This window comes from Bacillus sp. JH7 (genome assembly GCF_001563515.1).
Taxonomy (GTDB): domain Bacteria; phylum Bacillota; class Bacilli; order Bacillales; family Bacillaceae_G; genus Bacillus_A; species Bacillus_A cereus.
On sequence record NZ_LPUS01000011.1, the window covers coordinates 246,740 to 272,537 of the forward strand.

Genomic DNA, 25,798 nt, shown 5'->3' on the forward strand with positions numbered 1-25,798 from the left:
TTGGAGGTAGGCAGAAATGAAAAGGCTATCATTTCAAATTCTTATGTTTGTCATTTGTATGATTGTTTCTCTTGTTTTGTTTTATGTTATGGAGAAGCAAATCTATAATCGAATCAACATTGTAAATGATAAACAAGCCGTTTTACAAAGGGTGAATGAATCTCTTCCAATTGAAGTGAAAGTAAGACATGAAAAGTGGGGAGAAATCGTTGTAACGGATGAAGTTCGTTTGCATACGATTGTTTCATTCTTTGACCGAATTCGAATAGAGCCTGGGGACGTTAAGAGCCAAGAACAAGTATTTACTGGAGAAGTAACGTACTTGAATGGACATAAGCGTACTTTTGCAGTAGGTGACTTGTTCCAGTATGGGGAAAATGTATACGGAAAGAATGGCGTGGATCCGATGATTTCAGCACTTCAAACGTATTTATTAAGCCTGTATTACACGCCAGAGCGTATTAGTGATTTCTTTGCTTCAGCAAAGGATGTCGTAGTACGTCAAGGCGATGTGTTACGTACTATCAATCTTACGCACATACTTGATTCTATTCGGTCCGCAAAGCAAATTACAGATTACGGAGAAATTCAGAAGTTATTACAATCGCAGAATGAACCGATTGCTTATATTACAGCTTATAAAACAGGTAAGCGTGTAAAGAATGATCGTGAAGATATTCTTACGATTTCTGTGTATCCATCGTACTTTGTTGTGCAATATCTCGGTGATAATAACGGAAATGTCATGTATATGAAAGGCTCTCTAGCAGAGTTATTCGTAAAGGAGAATGCGTCATGAGAAAGATAGCCTTTTTCTTCTTTTTGCTAGTAATTGGAGGAGCGATGTCTAGTTGCTCTCGAGATACAACCTCTATTAAATATAGTAAAAATGGTCTCCCTATTTTGGATGATCGTCATATTGTTGCGTATGTAGCGGCTCGTGAGGAAGTTGGTGAAGCGTTACTTTCATCATTTTGTAAACCACGTGGATGTACGTATGAATTTATTCGTCTTTCAACAGAAGAACTTCTTCGTAGAGTGGAAGAAGAAGCTGGAAATCCGAAGGCGGATATTATTATTGGCGGTACAGTAGATGCGCATCAAATGATGAAGCAAAAAAATCTTTCTATTCCTGTGATAAGCCAACATGCAAATCGTATTTCAAAAACTGTTAAAGATAAAGATGGTTATTGGTACGGTTATGAAGTGGAGAAGCTGGCAATTGCGATTAATAAAGAGCGGTGGAACGAGGAAATAGCGCCGCTCGGTCTCTCGTATCCGTTAAGATGGAAAGATTTATTGAATCCAGTATATAAAGGAAAGATTGTCATGCCCGATCCAAATGTTTCAGGTACAGCATATACGTTTTTCCAATCACTGATTGATACGTTAGGTGAAGAGGAAGCGAAGGGATATGTGAAGAATCTGGCAGAACAAGTTGGAGAAGTAACAGTGAATGGTTACATCCCAGCAGAACTTGTTGCGAGCGGTGAATATATGATAGGCATCAACTTTATGGGAGATCAGAGAATGCTTCAAAAACAAGGCTTTCCGATTTTAAGTAACGAACCTGAGCAAACAGGGTTATCTGTTAATGCGATTTCTAAACTAAAACGTGCACCGAGTGGTATTATTGCGGATTTATTTATTGATTATTGTTTATCAGAAGAAGCGGGGCATATTTTAGAAAAAGTGTCGTTTGGCGTACCAACGATGTTTGCGAAGAATGAGAAAGAAATAGAAGGACAGCCGGTTAGAAGGACGAACCAAAATATATCAAATAGCGGAATAATCGAGATATGGAATAGACAGCGTCTCTCTCTGAAGTGAGAAAAGGAGACGGAAATATATGTTTAAATGGCTCAAGCCAGCACCTGCAATTGAAAGATTGCCAGCGGATATGATCGATCGTGTATATCGATTACTACGTATTCGTGTGTTAATCGGGATTTCAGTTGGATATGCGGCTTATTATTTAGTTCGTAGTAACTTTACGTTATCAAGTACGTATTTAGTACAAGAATATGGTTTTAGTACAGCTGAAATTGGTCTACTAGGTTCAGTAATGGCAATTGTTTATGGATTTAGTAAGTTCTTTATGGGGAATTTATCAGATAAAGCTTTCGCCCAGCGCTTTATCGCAGTCGGTTTATTCTTATCAGGGCTTGTAAATATTTGTTTCGGCTTTGCATCATCATTTGGGATGATTGTTACATTACTTGTTGTTAACGGTATTGTACAAGGCATGGGAGCACCACCTTGTAGTATTGTTATGACGAAATGGTTCTCGAAGAAAGAACGCGGTACGAAAACAGGTCTTTGGAATATTTCACATAACGTTGGTGGAATGCTTGTGCCACCACTTGTCGGAATTGGTGTAGGTATTTTCGGTGAAAATCATTGGCAAGGTGGCGTGTTTATTTTCCCTGCGATTATCGCAATGGTAATTGCAGTTCTTGTTTGGATCAATGCGAAGGATACACCAGAATCTGAAGGTCTTCCTCCAATTGATGAGTATCGTAATGACTATGAAAATCTTGAAAAAGCAGATAATGCTAACAAGATGTCACCAAAAGAAATTTTAATGAAGTATGTAGTGAAAAATAAATTTGTATGGTTCTTATGTATTGCGAATGCTTTTGTTTATTTAATTCGTTTCGGTGTTATTAACTGGGTTCCACTTTACTTAACGACAGTTAAAGGATTTTCAAAAGCAGAAGCGCATGCGGCATATGCAATCTTTGAAGGTATGGCAATTCCAAGTTCATTAATCGTTGGCTTTTTAAGTGATAAATTATTTAAAGGAAAACGTATGCCATTATGTATTATTAGTATGGTTGGAGTTGTTATTGGTACGTTTATATATTGGCAAGCAACTAGCGTACTTGTTGTAAGTATTGCAGTTTCTATTATCGGTTGTTTAATTTATGTACCACAGTTCTTAATCGGTTTAAGTGCGATGGAATTAGTACCGAAATTTGCAGTTGGTACGACAGTTGGTATGTGTGGTCTATTCGGTTATGTAGGCGGAAGTCTTGTAGCTAACGCAGCAATTGGTGTTATTGTTGATAGTTCTGGTTGGGATGGTTGTTTCATCTTACTATTAACAGGTGCGGTTTTATCAACAATCTTCTTATTTATTGTTCAACGTGGACATGAGAGAAAAGATCCGAAAGTAGCGTAATATTTTGTTTGAAAAGCTATCCAATTGTGTGTGATTGGATAGCTTTTATATTAGAAAAAACAAACAGTATGAAAAATTGCAGTTTAATATATAAATGATTTTTGTTAATTAATATAATTTTTTTAGATTCCATAAACCAAATAGATACATGGTTATACCGAAAAATCCGCCGCCACAGATGAAAATTACAACCTTAAATAAAGAAATAGAGATTTCCTCTGAACCTACATAGGGAAGGATATAATTCATAAAAACAAACATTTGAAAGCCCCAAAGCACACCTGCTTTTAAGCCAGCTTTTCTTAATTTTTTCTTGTGTTGTAAATATTCTTCTTTTGTTGCACATTCAGTATCACTTAAACCTTTTTTCTTGAATTTAAAGGCTAAATAATTAGCATAAATCATATTAGATAGAAAAATAAATATAGTTCCTATAGATATTGTGTGGTTCATAGTATCAACAAGTAACATAATAAGCATTACTAACATATTTAACCACCACAAACCAATTCCAGCTACAGATAACTCTTTATTGATTTCTTGTTTTTGGTATTCATTTCTCTCACTTAGTGTTCCAACAAAACTATTATAAACTCTTTCTTTCCATTCAATTTTCATCATTTAATCTCCCTCCCAAAATAGACTATTTAAATCTGTTTTTAGTGCTTTTGCTAATTCGATACACAAGGCTAAAGAGGGATTATATTTATTGTTTTCAATTAAATTTATTGTCTGTCTCGCCACGTTAACTTTTTTAGCTAACTCTAGTTGCGATAGACCTTCAGATTTTCGATATTGTTTAACGTTATTCAAATATAAACCTCCCATTGATGGTTGTAGACCTCGTGTACCAAAATGTCATTTATATGTGACATTTTATAATTGAATAGATGAAATGTCAAATATATATGACAAAACAGCGATGGTGCAATTAGGGAAATGATTTTAATGATTCATTTTGGCAAGAAGTTTGTTAATAAAGAATGGCTTCCATTCAATTAAAATTGCTCTTTTTCCTTTCCTTAAATCTATCTTAAAAGATATAATGTCATATTTCTAATCATTGGAATTTTTGTTACAATATAAATGGATGTGTAAAACTTTGTAAAAAGATTGTAATAATATACAATTTATTTTCAGAAAGTTTTATACAATTATGGTATTTATTAAACTATTAATTTATAAAGGGAGAGAGAATATGTTACCAAATACGGTTCGTACTCCAAACAAGAAGAAGAAATGGATTATTATTGGGGTTATTGCACTAATTGTTATTGTAGCGGCAATTAATATTTTTGTTATGCAAGGTAAGAAGAAGGGTGCATCAACAAATGCTGATGCTGTAAGTTTTGAGAAAGTGACAGAGCGTAAGCTGAATAATACGAAGTTAATTTCTGGTCAGGTGAAGCCTGGTAATATTGAAAGCTTCTATGCAGATCCGGCCAAAGGGAAAGTGAAAGATATTGAGGTAAAAGAAGGGCAAGAGGTAGAAAAAGGTACGAAGTTATTCTCTTATGATAATGAAGAGATTAATCTTCAAATGAAGCAAGCTGAGCTTGATCAGAAGATGGCAGATATGCGTTACGATCAAGGGAAAAAGAAGATTGATTCGTTGAAGAAAGAAATTAAGAAGGCGAAAGATAGCGGAGCTGGGAAAGAAGTAACAGATCCGATGGACGAGCAAGTAAACGAGTTAGAGATAGGGCAAAAAACAATTGACCTTGAGAAAGAAAAAGGAAAGTTGCAGAAAGAAGAGTTAAGTAAGAAGCAGAAAGAACTTACGATTTATAGTAATTTCGCTGGTGTTGTTCAAAAGTTAGATAAAGATGCGGCACAAGGCTCATCTCAAGCGTTAGGTGGTCAAGGAAAAGCGTTTTTACAAGTAGCTTCTAAAGATCCATTCCAAGTTCAAGGTACGTTAACTGAGCTTCAGAAGTCACAAATTCAAAAAGATCAAACATTCACTGTAACGGCGAAAGCAAATAATAAGAAGAAGTGGACAGGTAAGATTACAGAGGTAAGTGAGTTCCCAACAAGTGCAGAGATGGCGCAAGCTGGCGGCATGGGTGAAGCAACTCAAAATATGTCTCAATATACATATAAAGCAAGTCTTGATAGCCAAGACGGTTTATCTCCAGGTTACCACGTTTCTCTGCAAGTAAACTTAGAGAATAAGAAGATGATTGCTGTCCCAAGTAAGAGCATTGTAGCAAAAGGCGATGATGCATTTGTTTATGTTGAGGATAAAGGTAAGCTTCGTAAACAAAATGTGAAAAAAGGTTCTACTGATGGGGACTGGACAGAGGTTGTAGAAGGCGTAACAGTGGGGCAAAAGGTGGTTAAAAATCCTTCCGACGATGTGTATGACGGAATGGAAGTGAAAGAGAAATGATTACGTTAAATAATATTGCTAAAACGTATTATCAAGGAAAGTTGGCAGTGCCGATTTTGCACGGTATTAGTTTAACGATTCAGAGCGGTGAGTTCGTTTCGATTATGGGGCCGTCTGGCTCTGGTAAGTCGACGCTTATGAATATTATCGGTTGTTTAGATCGTCCAACAGAAGGCGAATATATGCTGAATGACGTGAATATCTTAACAGCAGATGAGTCAAAGCTTGCTTTAATTCGTAATGAATATATTGGCTTTGTATTCCAGCATTTTAATTTACTGCCTCGTCTTTCAGCAGTGGAAAATGTTGAGCTTCCGCTCGTATATGGTGGCGTGAAGAAAGCGGAGCGTCGCAAGCGTGCTTTGGAGGCGCTAGGTAAAGTTGGATTGGCAGATCGCGTGCATCATTTACCAAATGAGTTATCAGGTGGACAGAAGCAGCGTGTAGCGATTGCAAGAGCGATTGCAAATAATCCAACGTTTATTATGGCCGATGAACCGACTGGTGCACTTGATACGAAGTCTGGTGAGCAAGTTATGAATATTTTCACGAAGCTTAATGCAGAAGGTACGACGATTGTTATGGTTACGCATGAAGAGGAAGTGGCAGCGTATTCTTCCCGCCGCATTGTACTGCGAGACGGGAAAGTTACAGAAGATAGAAGGTGTGCGGTATGAGTTTACTAGATAGTATAAAAATTGCCTTATCTTCTATTTTAGCTCATAAACTGCGTTCAGCTCTTACGATGCTGGGTATTATTATCGGGGTAGGTTCGATTATTACTGTCGTTGCAATTGGGCAAGGCGGGGAAGCGATGTTGAAGTCGAAAATCGCTGGTTCTGGTAATAATCTTATGCCAATTCAATTTAAACCGGATATTAATGATGAGTTCAGTATGGGGGGGCATCAAGTACCGAAATTAACAGAAGAAGATATTATGGAAGTAAAGCAAGTTAAAGATGTTTCTCATGTTATTACGACGAATAATACGATGGAAACAATGGATATTAATGATAAAAAATCAATGATTAATGTTATTGGACTTGATAGTGAATATTTTGAAGTAAATAAAGTGAAAGTGGTTAAAGGTCGTTCATTAAATGAATCTGATATTTCACAAGGAAATAACGTTGTTATGATTAGTACGAAATCAGAAGAGACGTTATTTAAAGATGAAAATCCAGTAGGGAAAATTATTGAAATGAAAGGACAACCGATGCAAATTATTGGTGTCTATAAATCAGATAATGAATTTATGGGGTTCGAGGCTGAGGAAATGTTAATTCCTCTTACTTTATGGCCTGTTTTATACGGAACGGATGAAATTCAAAGTATCGCCATTCAATCTAAAAACGTAGATAATTTAGAAACGGCAGGGAAAAAAGCTGTTGATGTATTAAATAGTCGTAAACCAAGCGATATTCCAGGTAAATATGAATTGGTGAATTTAAAAGAATTCCAAGAAGGTGTTTCTAAAGTTACTAACATTATGACGATGATTATTGGTGGTATCGCGGGTATTTCATTAGTTGTTGGTGGTATTGGTGTTATGAATATTATGCTTGTATCTGTAACGGAGCGTACACGCGAAATTGGGATACGTAAAGCACTAGGAGCAACACGTAGTAAAATTTTATTACAGTTTTTAATTGAAGCCGTTATGTTAACACTTCTAGGTGGTTTAATCGGAATTGGTCTTGGGTATGGCGGAGCATATATCGTTTCTACATTTGCAAAATGGCCGCCACTCGTTTCATGGGAAGTTGTCGTTGGAGGCGTACTGTTCTCGATGACACTCGGTATTATTTTCGGATTAATTCCAGCAAATAAAGCTGCGAAATTAGATCCAATTGAAGCATTGCGTTATGAGTAATTAATAGTGTAGTAGAACTACACATTACCGTTCTAGTGGGCGGTTCGTAGCCTCTATATGAGGAAGTGAACCGCCCGTTAGAACGGGTTATATAAATAGAAGGAGGCGTTATAATGGAAGCAAATATTAATACGCAAGATGTAGGCGTGAAGAAGCCATCATTATTAGGAATGATTACTTCTCCAGGTGAGCAGTTTGAGAGAATGAAGACGAAAAGTCCGGTTTGGGGAGCATTTGTCTTATTTGTTATATTAGGAACGATTATAGCAACAGCAGTGTCTTATTTAACATTAATTAGTACTCCAGAATTGGCAAAAGAATTAAATGGTGAAGCAGGGGCAATGGTAAAAGGATTTACCCTTGGTGGAGGCGCACTTGTTGGTCTATTAGGAACACCTATAGGTCTCTTTATTGCGGCAGGTTTTTATAAAATTATTATGATGTTTATGAGCAATGATACACCATACATGAAAATATTATCGATTTACTTATATGCTAATCTTGTTTATTATATCGGCGGATTGTTAAATGCAGGATTAGGCTTTATTTTTGATGGAAATGGCACTGATGTTTATACAAGTTTAGCTCCTTTATTTGAACAAGGGACAGTAGCACATGGAATTGCCTCTTCAATTGAAATTTTTAATATTTGGAGCCTCATTCTAACAGGACTAGGCTTACACATTGTAGCTGGTTTAAGTAAGAAACAAGCTACGATTTTAATTGTAATCTTCTTTATCCTAACAATTGCATTCGGCGTTGTAAGAGGTTTAGTAAGCGGCTTTGGTGCATAACATATTATTTTAAAAAGGTGACTCTTTAAAGGAGTCACCTTTTTTATTTTTACCCCTATTTCAAATACCACCAACAAAATTTCAAATACTATCTATTGTAATTTCAAATTCTGTCGGTAGTATTTGAAATTACTCACAGTGAAATCTTTTCTTTATTTTTATATTGTGAAGGTACCGCGGAATACTAGAAAGGTATACCTTTTAGAAACGGGTACTGTGTGAAGCCAGCGACTTTTAAAGAAGCAGTTGTTTTGTATGAAGGGATGATTGTAAATCAAATAAAGAAATTAGGTATTCGTAAAGATTATGAAGAGTATTATCAATGTGGTTTAATTGGTCTTTGGCATGCGTATGAAAGGTTTGATGCAAAGAAGGGGTATTTCCCTGCATATGCACTTGTAACGGTGCGTGGTTATATATTAGAAAGATTGAAGAAAGAATCTACTTTGCAAGAAAGATGTGTATGTGTAGGTGAGTATGAGGAAATCTTTCATTTTGAAGATGTTGAAATAAGAGTGAAGGATTTTATGAGTGTGTTAGACGAGAAGGAGAAGTATATTATTTTTGAACGTTTTTTTGTAGGGAAGACGATGGGAGAAATCGCTTTAGAGACGGAAATGACATATTATCAAGTAAGATGGATGTATCGGCAAGCACTCGAGAAAATGCGAGATAGTGTAAGAGGATAAATATTAATATAAGAATGGAAGGCAAGAGATATTGCTTTCCATTCTACTTATTAGTTTAATGTAGTAAATGTAACAAGGGGTTTTTAAAATGTAGTGAATCTTGCATGTTCATACGAGATAGTATGTATCCAGCTTTTAATAATTGTTGCTGCAATTTATGGGGACTGATAGATATTGTTGTAGTAGTGCCATTTGAAAAGTGTATTTTAGTCTTTTTAATCTTTGGGCAAAATTCTATATCATGTATGTGGTTATAAAATAGCCATATACAGCTTGGAGATGAAGGAGATTCTGTTGGAAAAGCACAAATGTATTCCCGATGATTAATTGGAATTGGAACGTTTTGTTTGAATCTAAAATTTGTTTGGACTGCATTGCGCCTGCCTTGATAAGTAGAGTGAATATGGGTTAAGCAAGATTTTTTGATGAGTTGTAATGCGGTTTGGCAGGAACGAAGATCATTTCCGCTACTGTCGATAAGTTTTGTACGATAATAAGGGTGATTGTATGGAACAAGCATCATAGTAGAACTAGAAATAATAATGTTATTTTCATCATTCATGATTTTAAGTCCTCCCTTATGAAATTAATATTTCGAATATAATTATATACAAAATAAGTAAATTAAGTGTTAATATTTTGTTTTGTATTGTAAATTTTGTCTATTCGTTTACAATCAATAGGTGATAGTCTTTCTAATTTGCATCGCTTGTACATATATATGAAAATAGAAAAGAGTAGGCGGTGATATAGTATGAAGAAAAAGTATATTATTATGGCTTTAGTTGTCGTTCTCCTAGTATATTTAGCAAACAGTAATCCGAGTAAGGGAGAATATACAGAATGGGCAGCGAAGCAGTTTATGAAGCGTAATGATGTGAGTAAGAAGCTAGATGAAGTTCAAAAAGAGAATGAAGAGGGTCTCCTTGGCGACTTGGCATCGGCCGGTAAAAAGTTAGCGAAAAAGTATGTTGAGCCACAAGTTGGGTTATTAATTGATCATTATACGAAGCGAAATGATTATATATTCTTCTCAACATATACGACTGAGTTTGATATAGGTGAAGAACATTATAAGTACGTATGCGTCGGTTTCTCAAAGATTTTTATTCCGATTGAAATGCCGAAGAAAAAAGACGAATCTGCAAAATGATGCAGATTCGTCTTTTTCATTTTATAGAGTAATGGGAACTTCAGATACATTTTTTTCTACAAGGCGAGCTCCCTTTTTTCTTGTATTTTCATCAATGGATGAAAATACAGATGAGGTAAGGATTGTATCCATTACTTGATTTACGACTTGTGCATCGATTGGTGTGATGGGCGTATCGATAGAAAAAACGACTGTTTTTCCATCTTCTTTCGCGAAAATCAACTCTAGTACTTGCATGTGTTATTCCCTCCTTTGTATTTATCAAGCTATTTACGGGATTCGGGTCTGCCGGTTAAATTGTGGTCTAATAATCAGCGGGGATGAATAAAATCCCCACTAATCCGAGTTTTACTTTATAGTTTAGAAAGATCTGATGTGCTTACAAGTTGCACAGCGTGAAGTGGTGATGCTTGTAAGGAAGCTAGAGCATGAGCTACGTTGTGTACTTGATCTAAGCTCGCGTTTGTTTTAACACGTTTAAATTGTTTGCTCTTGAAAACTGTTTTGCCGTTCTTATCTAATCCGTTGTTTAAGACAAGACGTAAAGTTAAATCCATTACGATTGTTTCAATTGCCATGTGTATCACCTCCTTTCACTTTATAAATAGGATGCAAATGTCATGTTTTGGCGTGAAATTTTTTCTTTTTTTTGGTACCCTTAAAAGATTAAGAGAGGAGAATTCTGGATAATGAATCGTAAATGGTTATTTTGGATTCCTGTATTACTATGGATGGGGCTGATTTTCTATTCTTCGGCACAACCATATAAAAAGCAGGATATGCGTTCAGATATTGAACAATATGTAAATGTTGAATTTGTGAAAGAGCATTTTTCATGGGTATCTATCGATTATGGTGGAGGAACCCCTGTTAGTATTGCGAATAAAGGTGTAGGCGGATTTATTGAGTTTTTCCTTCGTAAAGGTGCTCATTTTATGGTGTTCTTTATCCTAGGTTCATTAATTTATTACGCTTTTCATCGATCAGGTTATTCGAGGAAAAGATGTTTTATATATGCCCTTCTTTTCGTTGCGGGTTATGCAACATTTGATGAAATTCACCAATGGTATACGGGAGACCGTACACCAATGTGGCAAGATTCATTGCTTGATACGTGCGGCGGGTTAACGGGGATTATAATAAGTAATTGGTTTTGGAATAGAAAAAAGCGCTAATCTCATTTTGAGATTAGCGCTTTTTTTGCGGGTAGTAAAACTCCTCGTAAATGGTCTAATTAAAGTTTCACTTTATACACCAAGTAATTCTTTTAGTTCGTCTGTTGATAGTTCAGTCATCCAACTATCGCTTGTGATGACTGCATTGTTTAGAGATTGTTTTCTTTCTAGCATTTCATCAACTTTTTCTTCTAATGTTCCTGTTGTAATGAGTTTGTGAACATGAACAAATCGTTTTTGACCAATGCGATATGCGCGGTCTGTTGCTTGATTTTCCACAGCTGGATTCCACCAACGATCGTAGTGAATGACATGGTTGGCAGCGGTTAAGTTTAATCCTGTTCCGCCAGCTTTTAAGGATAAGATGAAAATGTCATACGTTCCGTTTTGGAACTCCTCAATCATCTTGTCGCGATCTTTTTTCGGTACACTACCGTTTAAGAAGAGGACACGCTGGCCGAATTTTTCTTCTAGCACACGTTTTAGCATGTTCCCCATGCCGATATATTGAGTGAAGATGAGGCAACTTTCATTTTGATCTTTTATATTTTCTATGAGTTCCATTAACGTTTTTGTTTTCATAGAGCGTTCAACGACATTTTGTGGCTCTTCTTCTTTTAAATAAAGAGCTGGATGATTACAAATTTGTTTTAGCTTGTTCAGCATAAGTAATATAAAGCCGCGTCTTTCAATTCCACTTAATCCTTCGACATTTTGCAGTGTATCTTGAACAAGTTGTTCATATAAGGAAGCTTGTTCACCAGTAAGAGGACAGTAAGCTTTTTGTTCTTGTTTATCTGGTAAATTTAATGCGACTGTTTGATCTTTCTTCGTTCGGCGCAGTAAAAATGGTGAGATAAACCGTTGAACTTGCTGGATTTTTCCTTCATCACGATCCTTTTCAATTGGTGTGACGAAGCGGCGTTGGAATTGCCCTAAGCTTCCGAGATATCCATGATTAATAAAGTCGAAAATGGACCAAAGTTCAGCGAGGCGATTTTCCATCGGTGTACCAGTTAAAGCGATTTTGTGATTTGCTTGCAAGTTTCGTACTGCTTTCGACTGTTTCGTATGTGGGTTCTTAATATTTTGTGCTTCATCCAAAATAACAGCATCCCAGCATAATGAAGTTAGTTCTTCCTCATCGAGTTGAGCCAATGCATAAGATGTTAATACAACATCTGCTGATTGAAAGAAATCTTCAAAAGAATTGCCCTTATCTCTATTACTTCCGTAATGTAATTGAACACGTAAATTCGGTGCGAAACGCTCAAATTCTTTTTGCCAATTTCCAAGAACAGATGTCGGCGCTACGATTAATGCAGGGCCTGTTTTGAGATTGTTTTCTTTTATATATAGTAAGTAAGAGATTGTTTGAATACTTTTCCCGAGTCCCATATCGTCAGCTAGCAATGCTCCAAATCCAAGCTTTCGTAAATATAACAACCATTCAATGCCGTGTTGTTGATACGGACGAAGTGTTGCGTTTAGTGAAGTAGGGACATCTACTTTTGGAATATCTCCAATATGAAGCAGCTTTTGGAATAGTTCCTCATAATATCCATCTAGTTCAATTTCAATATCAGTAAACGGACTATCATCTTCTACAATTTCTGTTTCAGCCGTATTTGATAAATGTTGCTGCAGGACATCTTTCATCTCTAGTCCGTATTTATCGGCACGGTTCATGAGTTTCCTTACTTCTTCGATAAAGGCTGGATCTAGTCGCATCCATTGACCGTTTATATTAAATAGACGTTTGTTTTGTTCAACGAGTTCGAAAAATTCGCTTTCTGATAAATCAATGCCGTTCGTCGAAATGCGCCAATCAAAATTAACGAGCGTATTCATACCGAAGAACGATTGTGTTTGTGCTGTATTTTGCTTCAGCTGGACACGTAATTTCGGTTTTGTTGCTTTTAAATTTTGCCACCATGATGGTAGTAAAATTGTAATGCCGGCTGCAAGTAACTCGTCGCTTGCTTCTGTTAAGAAGTTCCACGCTTCTGTTTCAAAGAGTTCATTTCGGAACGTATCTCCTTCTTTTAACCACGGTATGAGCTTACTAAAACCTTCTTGTGTTTCTGTAATCCGTTCTTCGTAATCGTGCCATCTTTTCGGTAAGGAATCGATGTTTTCATATACATATATGCGATGCGCCCCGCGCTTTGGTGTCACAATTGTTTCAAGCTTCCACATTTCAAATTCTTCTTGTGGTTCTTGTAATCTTAGTCCGATTGTAAACGGAAGATCATCTTCAATATAACCAATTTTTCGAAGCCAATCTTCTTCATGTAGTGCTGTTTCCAGTTGTCTTTTCGTAAAGTCATAATGTTCATATAGTCTTTTAGCATCTTCCCAGCCGTCATTTGAGCGGTTGTCTTGTAATATGCTTTCATTTACTGCTGCTGAGAAAAGCGATGCTAATGTTTCATCTTCAATTGGTGTATTTTGAACTTTCCAAGATGGTTGTTTAGGCCAATGATTCATATCTGGTACGAAACTACCACTCGTAAAGGCATCCCATAGTTCATTTGCATCTTTCGTAAGTGCTGTAATCGTGCCATTTATTTGAATATGTGCAAAGGAATTCATCGGTTTGTTTGCAATGTATTCAAAGGCTTGTGCATTTGTTAGCAGCACACCTTGTTTTCCTTCGAAGGTTGCTTCTTTTAGAAACGTACCGTAGAAAGAAGTGGAGTGCCATGTGAATGCATTTCGTTTCCAACTTGTTACGGATAATGGAGTACCGCTGTCATCTTCTCCCCAAAGGAACCAACCTTGACTAACATGCTGGAGCCTAATTGTTACTTCAGTTTGATTGATCATCGATTAATTTTCCTTTCCGTAATTCCTCTTGTAGTGCACGCAGGCGTGAATGGAGATTGGCGATGTGAATAATGAAAGCATCCCATTCATCGGTGCGTTTTAATCGTTTATATAATGTCCGTAATTTCTTTAAGTAACGAACTGCACGTTTATATGATTTACGATTTCGTTCTTCAATCGCCTCTACAGCAGCAAGATGGTAAAGAGGAAGTGCCACTTCTGGCGCTTCTTTTTCAATATCTTTCAGTGGCTCTTTCAACAGTTCAATTGCCTCAAATCCATATAAGAGATGAAGCTCTGCCCATGTGCGATACTGTTTTTTCGCGAGTACGTACTGTTCGTAGTTTGTGAAACTATACGGTAATAGTTCTTGTAAAATCATTTCAAAACCAGCTTGTTCATTTGTATGTGTTGCGTATGTTTCATACATGATTACAAATAGCCGAACGATATCTTTTATGAAAAGCGTATTTTCGTGATCTTGGATCGTTTTCTTTACTTGTTTATACGTAAAGGAAAGCCAGTTTTTTGCACGATCCCATTGCATGGCACTTAATAGTTCTTCTAACCAATAGAAGTATAGACTCACAACAGAAGCAGGCTGTTTTTTTAGTAAGTCCATCGCTAGTAGATCTTCGTCATTCAAAAAGAGAAGATGGGAAGACGCTAACGCTTTGGATAGTGGATTGATTTTCGTATCGATTCGTTTTTCTTCCTCTTGTATGTTCTCTTTATTGTTTAAAAGTTCACTCCATATGTGACGATAAATGAAAAATCGCTCTTGCGTATAAGCATCGGTAGAGAAGAATACTTCATGAACGAGACGAGCTGTTTCTTGCAAAATTATTTCAGACTCTGAAGGAATCGCTTCTGATTGTAAGTCCCGAACGATGGATTCCACTTTATCTACAAATAGGCGAACGACATTAACAGGTTGGTGATAAGAATACGTTTTGTTTGCTTCGAATGTCTGAATTTCTTCTAATAATTTTTGAAAGCAGTAAATTGCTGCATGTAACCTGAATAATTCATGTATGGCGATGACGCGCGGAGCTTTCCGCTCAAGCTTCGTATAGAAATCTGTAAAGATACTCATAAGAAAATACATTTGTTTATAAGTAAGGCGAGCTTGTTCTTTTTTAAATGATTCATATTCTTTTTCAAAATATGATTCCCAACTTTTATAATCCGTTTCTTCAAAAGCTGATGATTGCAATACTTGTCTTGCAGTTCTAATAGGAGGAAGGGAAGGTCTCGTATTATTTTTAAATAAAGTTAATACATCTCCTACTTGCCCGAAACTAGACGCTGCAGATAGTAATACAGCGAGCATATGCTCACATTGTGTTGGTGCGAAGCAATCACAATAACTTTCAGCGACATTACGAATCGGAATATGAACGCTATATACGTTGCCTTCCGCATCTACAGTTCCTGACAGTGTATAACCATCAAAGTCAACGTTGTAGACAACACCACTACGATATAGGTGCCGAGCTGTAGCGACATGTTCCTGATCAGCTGTTTGCTGTGGATCTAGTCCTTGAACGAACTCATTCGCAATCATCATAATTTCATCTTTCGTAATTGAGTGTTGCAGCATAATATTCCTCCGTACACATATTTCTTTCCTTTACCATTATAAACAAAAAATGCTCAAAACAGAAAAAATGAAATTTGGATTACATAACTTGAAAATCATGGTAATATATAAAATGTTAATTTCATATATTAATATATACGTATAGGGGGATAAATAATTTGTCAGATTTACAGACGAAGTTAGGTAGTGGAATGAATAAGTTACAAGAAGGAATAGAACAAGGGAAAATGAAGTTGCAAGTTGCACAAGAAATTGCTCAATTGAAAAAGGGAATGCAAGTGCAAATGCAGAAAAAAGCAGAGGTTCTATTAGAGGTTGGGCAGCAAGTGTATGTTCAATTAAGAGGAAGTGGAGTAAATGAAGCGAGCTTAAAAGAAATGATTGCTCCAGTTCAAGAATTTGATGTAGCTATTTATCAAGCAAGAAAGCGCATTGTTGAATTGCAAAAACAACAAGGTGAAAAAGCTACATGTGAATGTGGTGGACCTTTATCAATAAATGATAAGTTTTGTGGTTCGTGTGGAAAACCTAACCCGATGTTAGCAGTAGAAAATGAAGGTGAAACGGTAAATTGTATTTCATGTAATGAGCATATCGATAAAAACTCTACTTACTGTCCAGTTTGTGGAATTAAGCAAAGTGGGGAGTGAATTAAATGTATTGTCGCACATGTGGAAAACAACATGGTGAAGAAGTAAATTATTGCCCAAATGAAGGTAGTATGGAGATTGCAGGAGCTATAGATGCAGTAACATTAGAAAAAGATACTGCAAAATACTGCAAAGGTTGTGGCAGTGAAAATGCTCAAAAAAATTTATATTGTCAAAAGTGTGGGTATTCTTTATCTGTTGTGAAGAAAAAAGAACAATCTGTAAAATTGCCTACAATGGATGGTGCTCCTAAAGTTGAATTTAAAGCAGATAAAGCCGTTTTACAAAAAGGTTTTATTGGTGGGGCTGTTGCAAGTATTCTCATGTTAATTGCTGGTTGGATTGGTAGTTTATTATTTGCTTCTATGTTAAGTGAGATGTTTAGCAAATTTGCGAAAGAATTAGAAATGTTGCCAAGTTTTTATTCGAGTGCAACTTCTACGATGTTAAGTTACCATTTACTTGGTTTTACAGCTAACGATGATAGTGGGTTGATATTTTCTTTATCTTGGCATACTCCATTTACATTATTATTAATCATTCCATTTATTATTTTCGCTGGTACAGGAATTTGGTTAGGGAAACAGCATGTTGCGAAAACGATTAAAGATCAAATCTTTATGGCAGCAACAGTTGGTATTATTTATGGCGTCTTTTTATTCATTATAAGTTTTATAGCATCACAATCTTTTGCAATTCCATTCTCAGAAGCAGGTAAGATTACGGTTGGCTATTCAGCGATTAAGAGTTTATTGAGTGGTTTTGTATGTGGGACATTATTTACCTTATTAGGATTTATTGCTCATACAAGCAAAAACAATATGGCAGTAGCATTTCAAGAGTTAATGCCATATGGAGCGTCTGTGTATTACGGTGTTTCAGCTATGATAAAAGGACTTTTAGTAACAGCGGTAGCGGTTTGTATTATGGCGTTAGTAAGTAAGGAAGGCGGTATTGAACCATTAAAAGAAATAACAACTTTAAAATCTGAAAGTACATTATTAGCATTAGAGTTAACACCTCAATTATGGAGTATGGCTCATTTTGCGCCGTTAGAAGTATCAAGTCCAGCACTTAGTAAAGAATTTACTAGAATTGGTAAGAAATCAAATACATATGAGAGCACACTATCGTTTTCATTTATATCAGGCGTCTCTGTAAATGGCGTAGAGCTTAGAGAGATATTGATTTCAAAAGGAGCAAATGAGGAAAGCCTTGCAGAATTTGATAAAGTGAATAACGTATTCCATTATGGTTTATTACTGCTTATTATTCCATTGTTCTTTATGTTTAGAGCGGGAAGAAAGTTAGCTAAATTACCGACTGCCAATATATATATTACATTAGCGGTATGTAGTGGTTCTTACACAATTATGATGATTGTAATGAATATGATTTCTAAGTTCCAAATTAATGTTTCAGGAACGGTAACAGGTTTATTTGGAACAAGTGGAACGGTATTATCTATGCAAAATTCATTTATATATTTAACTTTGTTTAGCTTGATTGTGACATATGTAGCGGCATTTGCTGGAATGAAATTAGCTAAAAAATAGGAGGAGAGCACGTTGAAGTTTTGTGGAACATGTAAAAAGAACGTTGCAGACCATTTGAACTTTTGTCCGGAGTGTGGGAGTAAAGTAGAAGTAATCGTTGATAACACTGCTGCTTCATATACAGAATTACAAAGCGAGACAAAATCAGTGAAAAGTAAGAAAAATTTATTTTTGATCATTGGTTTTGCTGCTATTGCTGCATTATTATTTGGGGCATATAAATTTGGAGCATATAAGTTTTCAAAAGAAAAGCAAGTAAATGTAATGATTGAAGCATTCCAAAAGAAAGATATTAATGCAATTGATGAGTTTGTAAAAGCGAATGATTCAAGCTTAAAGATTAAGACAGAGGATATTAAAGCGTACATGCGTTATTTAAAAGAGAATCCTTCTTACAACAAACAATTACTGTCTTATTTACAGAAAGAGACAGTAGATCAAAAGTTAACTAAAGATAAATCTTCATTTAAGGACGGGGAAATAGTAGAAGAGGGAAAAGAGTGGTTCTTATATCCAAAGTATAAGTTTAGCATGAAATCTTATTATATGAGCATTAGTACAACTGCAAAAAATGCAGAGATATATGTGAATGACAAAAAAGAAAAAGAGCTTTCTAGTGATAAAACTTCGAAAGAGTTGGGGCCATACTTCCCAGGTACATATGTTGTAAAGGCAACGGCGAAGACAGAACTGACTGAATTAGAAACAGAGAAAGAAGTAGATCTAGCGGATGAACAGAGCGAGAAGGTGAAAGTGGATTTATCGCTTGAAGGCAAGTATGTAAGCATTTCTTCTGATGAAAGTGATGCAACTGTATTTGTGAATGGGAAAAAACGTGGAAAATTAAATTATGGAAGTTATAAGCTTGGCCCTGTATCCACAGATGAAACAGTAGAAGTACATTTAGAGAAAACTACTGATTTTGGTGTGATGAAATCTGAAAGTGCTAAAATTGGAGACCAAAGCACGTATTATTTAAAATTCCCGAAAGAAACATCAAGTTCAGCAGTGGGTGAATTTGTAAGAAATCATATTTATGATAACGTACGTGCAATTTCATTAAATGATTTTAGTTTAATTGAAAAGAATTATGATAAGAGTGGGAAATCGTATAAGGAAGACCGTGATTATATACAGTATTTACACAAAAAAGGAATTACAGAAGACTTATTAACAATGGAAGTTCGTAATGTAGAGCGTCAAAGTGATACGAAATATAAAGTAACGACATATGAAGAGTATCATATTCGTTACGGTGATGGATCTGTGAAGTTCAAAAGTTTTAATAACGAACATATTGTAACTGTGAATGGGAATGGAAAGATGCTGTATCATTCTCTTGGTGCAAATAATACGTTGAAATCAGAAGATGTATCTGGTCCAACTCGTTAATATGAGAGAAGCTGTTCAATATTTGAACAGCTTCTTTTTTTTGTAGCTAAATCGATATTTCGTTTTGAACCGTTGATATATCGTAAGTTATGATAGATATAATTAAAAAATCGTTGATATATTTTTTTACAATTATGAGTGTGTTTCCTTTAATATTTCTTGTACATATGGATCATGTAATATCTGCTCTATAATTGGTAACATGTTTTGTTCAAATGGAATGTCGATAGGAAATGGCTTTTGAGAGCCTGGTTTTATTCCATATTGCACAATTTTGTAATGTGTATTGTTTTCAGACTTGAGCACAATTAACTTATAGCGGTTATCATCGCCAGCGAGTGAGAAATCAATAGACGTAGCGTTATATGTTACTTCATCTTTATATATGTACGGTTTTGGCGTACCAATCCAGTCTACTTTTGCTTGTACATTCATGGGCATAGCCTCCTTATATGTATTATAAATAAATAAAAGCCAGCTCTCAATAAAGAGAACCGGCTTGTAATTTAGCAGTCATTGGTTATTTTAAAATTTTCACTTTAACAGTTTTGCGTCCCCATTTTTGAGCAGCGCTATCTGATCCAAGTAAGATATCGATACGGTTACCTTTAATTGCACCACCAGTATCTCCAGCGATAGCTTCTCCGTAACCTTCTACCCATACTTTAGATCCTAATGGGATTACTTTCGGGTCAACAGCGATCATTTTCATGTTTGGATTCGCAGTTAAATCATGACCCATTGCAGTTAATACACGGCCGCCATATGTGCCACCGTTTTCGCTCGGGTGAGCTGTATATGCTGTAGCTACAACTGTTAACTCACGACCACCAGAAGGTGTGTTAGTTTCAGCAGCTTTTACAGCAGGCTTAGCAGCTGGTTTTGCTTGTGCTACAGGTGCTTGAGCCTTAGCTGGTGCTTCAGCTTTAGCAGGAGCAGTTGTTTCTTGTTTCTCAATTACAGGTGCTGTACCTGTTAAGAAAGGAACATGAACATAAGCTGTTTTCCCGTTATATTCAAATTGTAACCAATCATTTTGTACTTGGTTCGTTGTTTCGATTACATCGTCTTTCTTCAACTTTCCAAGAACCTCTGAGTTTGTGTTCGCTTCAGCACGTACGTTTAATACGTTAGCTGTTACGTAGTAGATGCTTTTTGTGAACTCTGCACTTACGAATGCGTCTTTACCGTTTAAAGTAACTTTTGACCATCCGTTCTCTGTATTTTGTACATCTATTTTATTACCGTTTAGTAATTTACCGACAACTTTTGATTCCGTAGTAGGGTTTTCGCGTACGTTTAGTACATCTGTTGTTACAACAGTTTCTGCATTAGCAGATGATGTGAAAATCCCAAGACCAAAAACTGCTGCTGTTGCTATACCAATTAATTTTTTCATGATAGCCTCCATTGCGTTTGTTTTCGTGTCCTCATTATAGCAACAGATTTTTTCGGATTTGGGGAAAACACACAATTACAAACCATTCGTAATAAGTCGTTAATATCCTGTAATATAACAAAAAATATAGGAAAGCGTTTTTCATTCTATATGACTCATAGGTTTCTAGTTATATTCAAAATATTTAATACAAAATGTTTTTTTCGACGTAAATAAAAATATTACAGGAATGTTACATGATGTTTACTAAACGGTTACATTCCTTGAGTATTTTACCGTTTTATGGGTAATATAGTTATATAAACATAAACATTTTGTTTGTGAAGCTATAAACACGTGCTATATACTAGCAAAAAAACCGCATAATTGTTACAAAACGAAAGGGTTGCAAGGAAGAAATTTGCCCTTTTTTACATATGTAACACATCCTTTTTTAGGAAAATACATTCCTATCCGCGTTTTTCTCACACAATTTGACAGCAGTATTTCTAACTTGTAGCTCTTGCAGAGTGAAAAGGTTATACGAAAGGTAAGGCTGTCCATAAGAATTCGAATTGGTGAAGGTGAAAGTAAGAAAATCACCGCAAAATTATAGTTTTCTATCCGATTTTACATATCGGAATTTATGTTATTTACAAAAGCGAAACCTACGAAGGGGGATTTGATGAGGAAACTGACAAAAACATTCATCGTTTCATTAACATTATGTATTGCATTTACAATTTGGGGGATTATTCCCGAATCTATTATTGGAAAAGGTAGTTTAGGAAATGTAACAACCGCAATTCAAACTGCATTAGTTAGTAAGTTCGGCTGGTTTTATATTATTTCCGTTTCTATTATTTTAGGTGTGTCTATCTTTTTAATTGTTTCGAAATACGGTTCTATTCGTCTAGGTAAAGATGATGACGAACCTGATTATAGTTATATGACATGGTTTGCTATGCTATTTAGTGCTGGTATGGGTATCGGCTTAGTTTTCTGGGGCGTTGCTGAACCATTAAACCATTTATACGCACCTCCGTTTGGAGAAGGTGCAACTGAGGAAAGTGCGCGTCTTGCACTGCGTTTTTCATTTTTCCATTGGGGATTACATCCTTGGGGACTATATGCGTTTGTAGCGTTATGTATTGCTTACTTTACCTTTAGAAAAGGAAAAGCAAGTACGATTAGTGCGACAGTAGGTCCGTTATTTAAGGGCGGGGAACACGGGCGTATTGCTCATTCATTTGATGTGTTAGCTGTTTTTGCAACTGTGTTTGGTGTTGCAACGTCATTAGGTCTCGGTGCAAAACAAATTGCGGGTGGTGTTAGTTATTTAACATCTATCCCGAACTCATTAACGACACAGTTAGTTATTATTGCAATCGTAACAGTATTATTTATGTTATCTGCGCAAACAGGTCTGGATAAGGGAATTAAATATTTAAGTAATACGAACATTATTTTTGCGTTTGCACTTATGATTATTGTATTATTTGCGGGTCCAACAAACTTTATTATGAATTACTTCACTTCAACAATCGGTTCTTATATTCAGGAATTACCAAGCATGAGCTTCCGTTTAAGTCCATTAGACGAAGGTGGGAACCAATGGATTCAATCGTGGACAATTTTCTATTGGGCATGGTGGATTGCATGGTCACCGTTCGTAGGTACGTTTATTGCTCGTGTTTCACGAGGACGTACAATTCGTGAGTTTGTAATCGGTGTGTTACTTGTGCCGACCGTAATTGGTGCACTTTGGTTCTCTGTTTTCGGCGGAACAGGTATTCATATGGAGCTGTTTGGTGATGCACATATCTTCGAAAAAGTGCAAGAGATGGGAACAGAAGTAGGATTATTCGCTATGTTCGATCAGATGGGCAGCTTTGGATCAGCTTTATCAGTTTTAGGCATTTTACTTATTGCAACATTCTTTATTACATCTGCAGACTCTGCAACATTCGTTTTAGGGATGTTAACGACACATGGTAGTTTAAACCCACCAAATCGTATTAAAATGATTTGGGGTATCGTTCTAGCCGCGATAGCTTCTACGCTATTATATATTGGCGGATTAGAAGCCTTACAAACTGCAGCTATCATTGCAGCATTCCCGTTCGTCTTTGTTATTTTCTTTATGATGGCAGCATTATTTAAAGAGTTACAAAAAGAAGGACGTATGAAGCGTCATTAATAATAGAAGGAAAAGAGCTGATTTCATATCAGCTCTTTTTTTATCCCTCTATTTGCTGAGCAGTAAGAACCCCACCTCAAAATTCAGCAAAAGCAAATAAATCGAGCTGCTTGTAAAAGCCCGATTGGTGATGGCTAATGAAAGTTTCACTTTATATAGAAGGAATTTGAAATGCGGGTAGGGGAAATAAAATACTTTACCATATAAGTAGTATGCCTTTTATACGAAGAAAAAACGATAGGTTTCGACAATATTCGATCCCTTACGAATTCTATTCATATTTTTGACAAAAAATTGTCGGAAATGTGTTGTCACGTTTATATATATGTGCTATATTATTTCCTGTAAGCGATTTCAAATAGTTTTAAAGCGCATTCAAGGGGGACATCTAGAATAATGAAACGTTACGAAAGAAAGTGGAAGCATATTTGTTTGAAACGTGTGGCACATCGTAGTGTCCAAGAAAGCACGGAACCTAAGACTGAAACGCGCAAAGAACAGCAAGAGAAGCAATTGGTTCTACAAAAATAGCAATCACTTTTTCGTATATAAATGAAGGTCGATCGTTCGTTGGGGGATGGACGTGAAATTACTTTCAGCTAAGGGGTATTGTCTGATATATAATTTATACGGCAATAAATAAGCACAGAGCATACGGCGCTCTGTGCTTATTTTTATTATTTATCTTTTTTGAATCGAACTGTTTTATCCCAGCCAATGACTTGTTTCTTGCTCTTTGCACGTAAGTATAAGATTAAGCTACGAATAAATAAGTACGTAAAGAGCTGTGCGTACGTAAAGTACATAATAACGCTAATAAAAATATTAGTCGGTGTAAAGGTTCGTTCGACACTCTGGGCACTAAATAATTGAGAAACATATGTAATATATGCGACATACCACATAAATAGTAGCGGAATGCTATATTGAATTTGGAATATCCCGAGTAGCCCAATTACAAACCAAACGTTCGAAATGATTAGGAATAGCCAAAATACAACATACACTAGAACTTGTTGTAAGGAATGAACAAGCAGCTTTCCTTTAAAGAAACTTAATGATGAGAACATTTTTTCTAAAATATATAAATTTCCTTGGAGCCAACGTGTACGTTGTTTAATAAGAATTTTTAAATGCTCTGGTTCTTGTTCCCAAGTAACTGATTCTGGGACGATTGGTAAGAGATAACCTTTTTGTGTAATTCGTAATGTTAATTCAGCATCTTCTGCAATTGCGTAAGGGTCATAGCCACCAAGCTCTTCTAGTGCGGAGCGACGAAGAAGCATGTTTGTTCCTGTCAGCGAGCCCGTTTGGAATAGTAACCAGCGTCCAGATTGCATAAGGAGCTGGAAGATTTGGAATTCTAGCGAAATCATTCGCGTTAACCAGTTTCTTTTTTCGTTTACTGTACGAACGTGTCCAACAGCTCCAACAGCATCTTCAGTTGTTTCAGCGTGTTCTACAAGCATTCGCAGTGCGTGTGGTTCAGGTTGGTTATCTGCATCGTAAACACAGAAGTACTCACCATCTGAAATACTAAGCCCATAGTTTAGTACACGTGATTTACCCTTCGGTTCACCGGGAGGAACACGAATATGACGAATATGAGCATAAGCTTTGTCGAAATCATCTCCGATTTCAGGTGTTTCATCTTGAGAGTTATCATTTAATAAATAAATAGTTAGCTTTCCTGGATATTCAATCTTTGCCATCGCCTCTAAAGTATCTTTAATAACGACGCCTTCATTATGGGCAGGTATGAAAATATCGACGCTCGGATAATGTTCTAGCGTACGATCTTTTCGTTTACTATTTCGGTGAATTAAGCCCGCGATTGTTAAGAAAGAGTAGTAAACGAGTAAGCCAGAGAATAGAAAGGCCGTAAAAATAAGTACATATTTAATTGAAAATGTGATACTAATCCAAAAAACGAGTACGCAAAACAGAAGGAATAAAAGAAGTATAACGAGAGTCATCATAACAGTGTCTGTCCTTTGTTTCCAATTTGCTCGCGTGAAATTTTTATATCTTTGATTGCTTCAGCAGCAAGCCATTGCTCCATTTTTGGTTTTAGGCGGTTCATTACAATGTCAGCACCAGCTTCATTTGTGTTTTGTAATAAAATAACTAGCGTATTATTATCATATTCAGCAGCAAGGTCAAAATCATTCCTTACCGTTTCAACTAATAAAGAAGCTACACGGTCCATAACACTTTCCTTTGTATATTTACTAAAGGAAGCGAAATCAAAGTAAACAATAATGCCTGTTTCATTACGACGATTCATTGCAGTCGTTAATAACGCTTGGCGTCTCTCGAATTCTTGTCTTGTTAGTAATTTGGATTCTCCAATATATTGTTCCAATGTTCTCACACGCTCAGTTAAAGCTTTATTTTCATGAATCACTTTTTTCAATAGGTGAGTTGTTATATATACAATGAAGAAGTTAGCTGCCATCAGGAAGTGGGTAATCATATATTGCCATTGATCTGATGTACTCCATAAGTGAAGCCATGCTTGATAGAACAAATAAAATACGGAAATAATGGTTCCTAGTATGAAGAAAATAAATGCTGTTTTGTCAGCTAAAAATAAGAATAGTACATTTACGATTACGTATATTAGTGTAAAAATGAGAGCATGCTCATATTTCGTCACATGTACAGTAGTAAAATAAAATACAATTTGTAAAATCCACATAGAGAGGATTTTATAGAACTTATCTTTCACAAAACTTTCCTCCTTAAAGCTATTTCATCAATAGATACTTGTAGTATGCGCAATTATTAAGAAATTGACCATGTCGTTAAACTCTTTTGAAGGGTAACAACAAGTAGTATCTCTATTTTCATAAGAAAAATAAAAAGACTTAAACATTATTGTATCATAATGTACCTATATTTAGGATAAATTGATTAATAGATACATA

At 35.9% G+C, this 25,798-nt stretch carries 25 protein-coding genes; 14 read left to right on the forward strand and 11 right to left on the reverse strand.

The features are described 5' to 3' along the window. Positions 1–16: 16 nt before the first annotated feature. From AU379_RS18600 to AU379_RS18610, 3 genes are read left to right on the forward strand one after another with little or no spacing between them, the layout of a single operon-like run. Positions 17–799 carry a DUF3919 family protein gene (locus AU379_RS18600; RefSeq protein WP_030029406.1) on the forward strand — a complete coding sequence of 261 codons (783 nt, stop codon included), beginning with the start codon at positions 17–19 and terminating at the stop codon, positions 797–799. Continuing rightward, positions 796–1,830, forward strand: a complete 1,035-nt coding sequence (locus tag AU379_RS18605; protein ID WP_001225645.1) for an ABC transporter substrate-binding protein — start codon at positions 796–798, stop codon at positions 1,828–1,830. The genes AU379_RS18600 and AU379_RS18605 overlap by 4 nt, the downstream gene beginning before the upstream one ends. 19 nt (positions 1,831–1,849) lie before the next feature. Continuing rightward, positions 1,850–3,184, forward strand: coding sequence for a phosphoglycerate transporter protein PgtP (locus tag AU379_RS18610; RefSeq protein ID WP_000477602.1), 1,335 nt, complete (start codon positions 1,850–1,852; stop codon positions 3,182–3,184). A gap of 108 nt (positions 3,185–3,292) precedes the next feature. Here the strand turns inward: AU379_RS18610 and AU379_RS18615 are convergent, their stop codons facing one another. Together AU379_RS18615 and AU379_RS18620 are read right to left on the reverse strand one after the other, a co-directional pair. Further along, on the reverse strand, positions 3,293–3,805 hold the full coding sequence (locus AU379_RS18615) for a DUF3278 domain-containing protein (protein WP_061139610.1): 513 nt from the start codon (positions 3,803–3,805) through the stop codon (positions 3,293–3,295). Then, positions 3,806–3,997, reverse strand: coding sequence for a helix-turn-helix transcriptional regulator (locus AU379_RS18620; RefSeq protein WP_001067016.1), 192 nt, complete (start codon positions 3,995–3,997; stop codon positions 3,806–3,808). A gap of 385 nt (positions 3,998–4,382) precedes the next feature. On the opposite strand from AU379_RS18620, the gene AU379_RS18625 reads away from it, so the two are divergent. The 5 genes from AU379_RS18625 (at position 4,383) to AU379_RS18645 (ending at position 8,932) form a co-directional block, all read left to right on the forward strand. Then, entirely contained in the window at positions 4,383–5,576 is a 1,194-nt protein-coding gene (locus AU379_RS18625) for a biotin/lipoyl-binding protein (RefSeq protein ID WP_000937314.1), read from the forward strand. Then, positions 5,573–6,253 carry an ABC transporter ATP-binding protein gene (locus AU379_RS18630; protein WP_000631626.1) on the forward strand — a complete coding sequence of 227 codons (681 nt, stop codon included), beginning with the start codon at positions 5,573–5,575 and terminating at the stop codon, positions 6,251–6,253. Before AU379_RS18625 ends, AU379_RS18630 begins: the two co-directional genes overlap by 4 nt. Beyond that, positions 6,250–7,449, forward strand: a complete 1,200-nt coding sequence (locus AU379_RS18635; protein WP_000054380.1) for an ABC transporter permease — start codon at positions 6,250–6,252, stop codon at positions 7,447–7,449. Before AU379_RS18630 ends, AU379_RS18635 begins: the two co-directional genes overlap by 4 nt. Before the next feature lie 113 nt (positions 7,450–7,562). Beyond that, the gene (locus tag AU379_RS18640; RefSeq protein WP_061139611.1) at positions 7,563–8,243 is read left to right on the forward strand and encodes a Yip1 family protein; all 681 of its coding nucleotides are present in this window, start codon (positions 7,563–7,565) and stop codon (positions 8,241–8,243) included. Positions 8,244–8,461: 218 nt separating this feature from the next. Beyond that, positions 8,462–8,932: a sigma-70 family RNA polymerase sigma factor gene (locus tag AU379_RS18645; protein WP_061139612.1), complete on the forward strand. Its 471-nt coding sequence runs from the start codon at positions 8,462–8,464 to the stop codon at positions 8,930–8,932. A gap of 55 nt (positions 8,933–8,987) precedes the next feature. Here the strand turns inward: AU379_RS18645 and AU379_RS18650 are convergent, their stop codons facing one another. Then, positions 8,988–9,494, reverse strand: coding sequence for a competence protein ComK (locus AU379_RS18650; protein WP_061139613.1), 507 nt, complete (start codon positions 9,492–9,494; stop codon positions 8,988–8,990). Between the two features lie 192 nt (positions 9,495–9,686). On the opposite strand from AU379_RS18650, the gene AU379_RS18655 reads away from it, so the two are divergent. After that, complete coding sequence (locus tag AU379_RS18655) at positions 9,687–10,085, forward strand: DUF4359 domain-containing protein (RefSeq protein WP_000731405.1); 399 nt, start codon at positions 9,687–9,689, stop codon at positions 10,083–10,085. Positions 10,086–10,106: 21 nt separating this feature from the next. Here AU379_RS18655 and AU379_RS18660 read toward each other — a convergent pair whose 3' ends face one another. Together AU379_RS18660 and AU379_RS18665 are read right to left on the reverse strand one after the other, a co-directional pair. Then, positions 10,107–10,322 carry a DUF2922 domain-containing protein gene (locus AU379_RS18660; RefSeq protein WP_061139614.1) on the reverse strand — a complete coding sequence of 72 codons (216 nt, stop codon included), beginning with the start codon at positions 10,320–10,322 and terminating at the stop codon, positions 10,107–10,109. A 116-nt stretch (positions 10,323–10,438) separates the two neighbouring features. Further along, positions 10,439–10,663, reverse strand: coding sequence for a DUF1659 domain-containing protein (locus AU379_RS18665; RefSeq protein ID WP_000963861.1), 225 nt, complete (start codon positions 10,661–10,663; stop codon positions 10,439–10,441). 111 nt (positions 10,664–10,774) lie between these two features. Between AU379_RS18665 and AU379_RS18670 the strand changes: the two genes are divergently transcribed. Continuing rightward, a complete protein-coding gene (locus AU379_RS18670) occupies positions 10,775–11,260 on the forward strand; it encodes a VanZ family protein (protein ID WP_061139615.1) in 486 nt (161 codons plus the stop codon). A gap of 72 nt (positions 11,261–11,332) precedes the next feature. Here the strand turns inward: AU379_RS18670 and AU379_RS18675 are convergent, their stop codons facing one another. Both AU379_RS18675 and AU379_RS18680 read right to left on the reverse strand, forming a co-directional pair. Then, complete coding sequence (locus tag AU379_RS18675) at positions 11,333–14,089, reverse strand: DEAD/DEAH box helicase (protein ID WP_061139616.1); 2,757 nt, start codon at positions 14,087–14,089, stop codon at positions 11,333–11,335. Further along, complete coding sequence (locus tag AU379_RS18680) at positions 14,073–15,692, reverse strand: hypothetical protein (protein ID WP_061139617.1); 1,620 nt, start codon at positions 15,690–15,692, stop codon at positions 14,073–14,075. Before AU379_RS18680 ends, AU379_RS18675 begins: the two co-directional genes overlap by 17 nt. Before the next feature lie 158 nt (positions 15,693–15,850). On the opposite strand from AU379_RS18680, the gene AU379_RS18685 reads away from it, so the two are divergent. The 3 genes from AU379_RS18685 to AU379_RS18695 are packed head-to-tail and all read left to right on the forward strand — an operon-like array spanning position 15,851 to position 19,290. Further along, entirely contained in the window at positions 15,851–16,342 is a 492-nt protein-coding gene (locus AU379_RS18685) for a zinc ribbon domain-containing protein (protein ID WP_001281753.1), read from the forward strand. Between the two features lie 5 nt (positions 16,343–16,347). Then, positions 16,348–17,898 (forward strand): zinc ribbon domain-containing protein, encoded by a 1,551-nt coding sequence (locus tag AU379_RS18690; RefSeq protein WP_061139618.1) that lies wholly within the window; start codon positions 16,348–16,350, stop codon positions 17,896–17,898. 12 nt (positions 17,899–17,910) lie between these two features. After that, a complete protein-coding gene (locus AU379_RS18695) occupies positions 17,911–19,290 on the forward strand; it encodes a hypothetical protein (RefSeq protein ID WP_061139619.1) in 1,380 nt (459 codons plus the stop codon). Positions 19,291–19,422: 132 nt separating this feature from the next. On the opposite strand, the gene AU379_RS18700 is transcribed toward AU379_RS18695, so the two are convergent. Both AU379_RS18700 and AU379_RS18705 read right to left on the reverse strand, forming a co-directional pair. Continuing rightward, positions 19,423–19,725, reverse strand: coding sequence for a DUF3910 family protein (locus AU379_RS18700; RefSeq protein ID WP_001102540.1), 303 nt, complete (start codon positions 19,723–19,725; stop codon positions 19,423–19,425). An 85-nt stretch (positions 19,726–19,810) separates the two neighbouring features. Then, positions 19,811–20,689 carry a cell wall-binding protein EntA gene (locus tag AU379_RS18705; protein ID WP_061139620.1) on the reverse strand — a complete coding sequence of 293 codons (879 nt, stop codon included), beginning with the start codon at positions 20,687–20,689 and terminating at the stop codon, positions 19,811–19,813. A gap of 664 nt (positions 20,690–21,353) precedes the next feature. On the opposite strand from AU379_RS18705, the gene opuD reads away from it, so the two are divergent. After that, positions 21,354–22,868 carry a glycine betaine transporter OpuD gene (gene opuD / locus AU379_RS18710; protein WP_061139621.1) on the forward strand — a complete coding sequence of 505 codons (1,515 nt, stop codon included), beginning with the start codon at positions 21,354–21,356 and terminating at the stop codon, positions 22,866–22,868. A 677-nt stretch (positions 22,869–23,545) separates the two neighbouring features. Here opuD and AU379_RS18720 read toward each other — a convergent pair. Both AU379_RS18720 and AU379_RS18725 read right to left on the reverse strand, forming a co-directional pair. Next, the gene (locus AU379_RS18720; RefSeq protein WP_000988751.1) at positions 23,546–24,847 is read right to left on the reverse strand and encodes a glycosyltransferase; all 1,302 of its coding nucleotides are present in this window, start codon (positions 24,845–24,847) and stop codon (positions 23,546–23,548) included. After that, positions 24,844–25,599, reverse strand: coding sequence for a diguanylate cyclase (locus AU379_RS18725; RefSeq protein ID WP_030029383.1), 756 nt, complete (start codon positions 25,597–25,599; stop codon positions 24,844–24,846). The genes AU379_RS18720 and AU379_RS18725 overlap by 4 nt, the downstream gene beginning before the upstream one ends. Between the last annotated feature and the right edge of the window lie 199 nt (positions 25,600–25,798).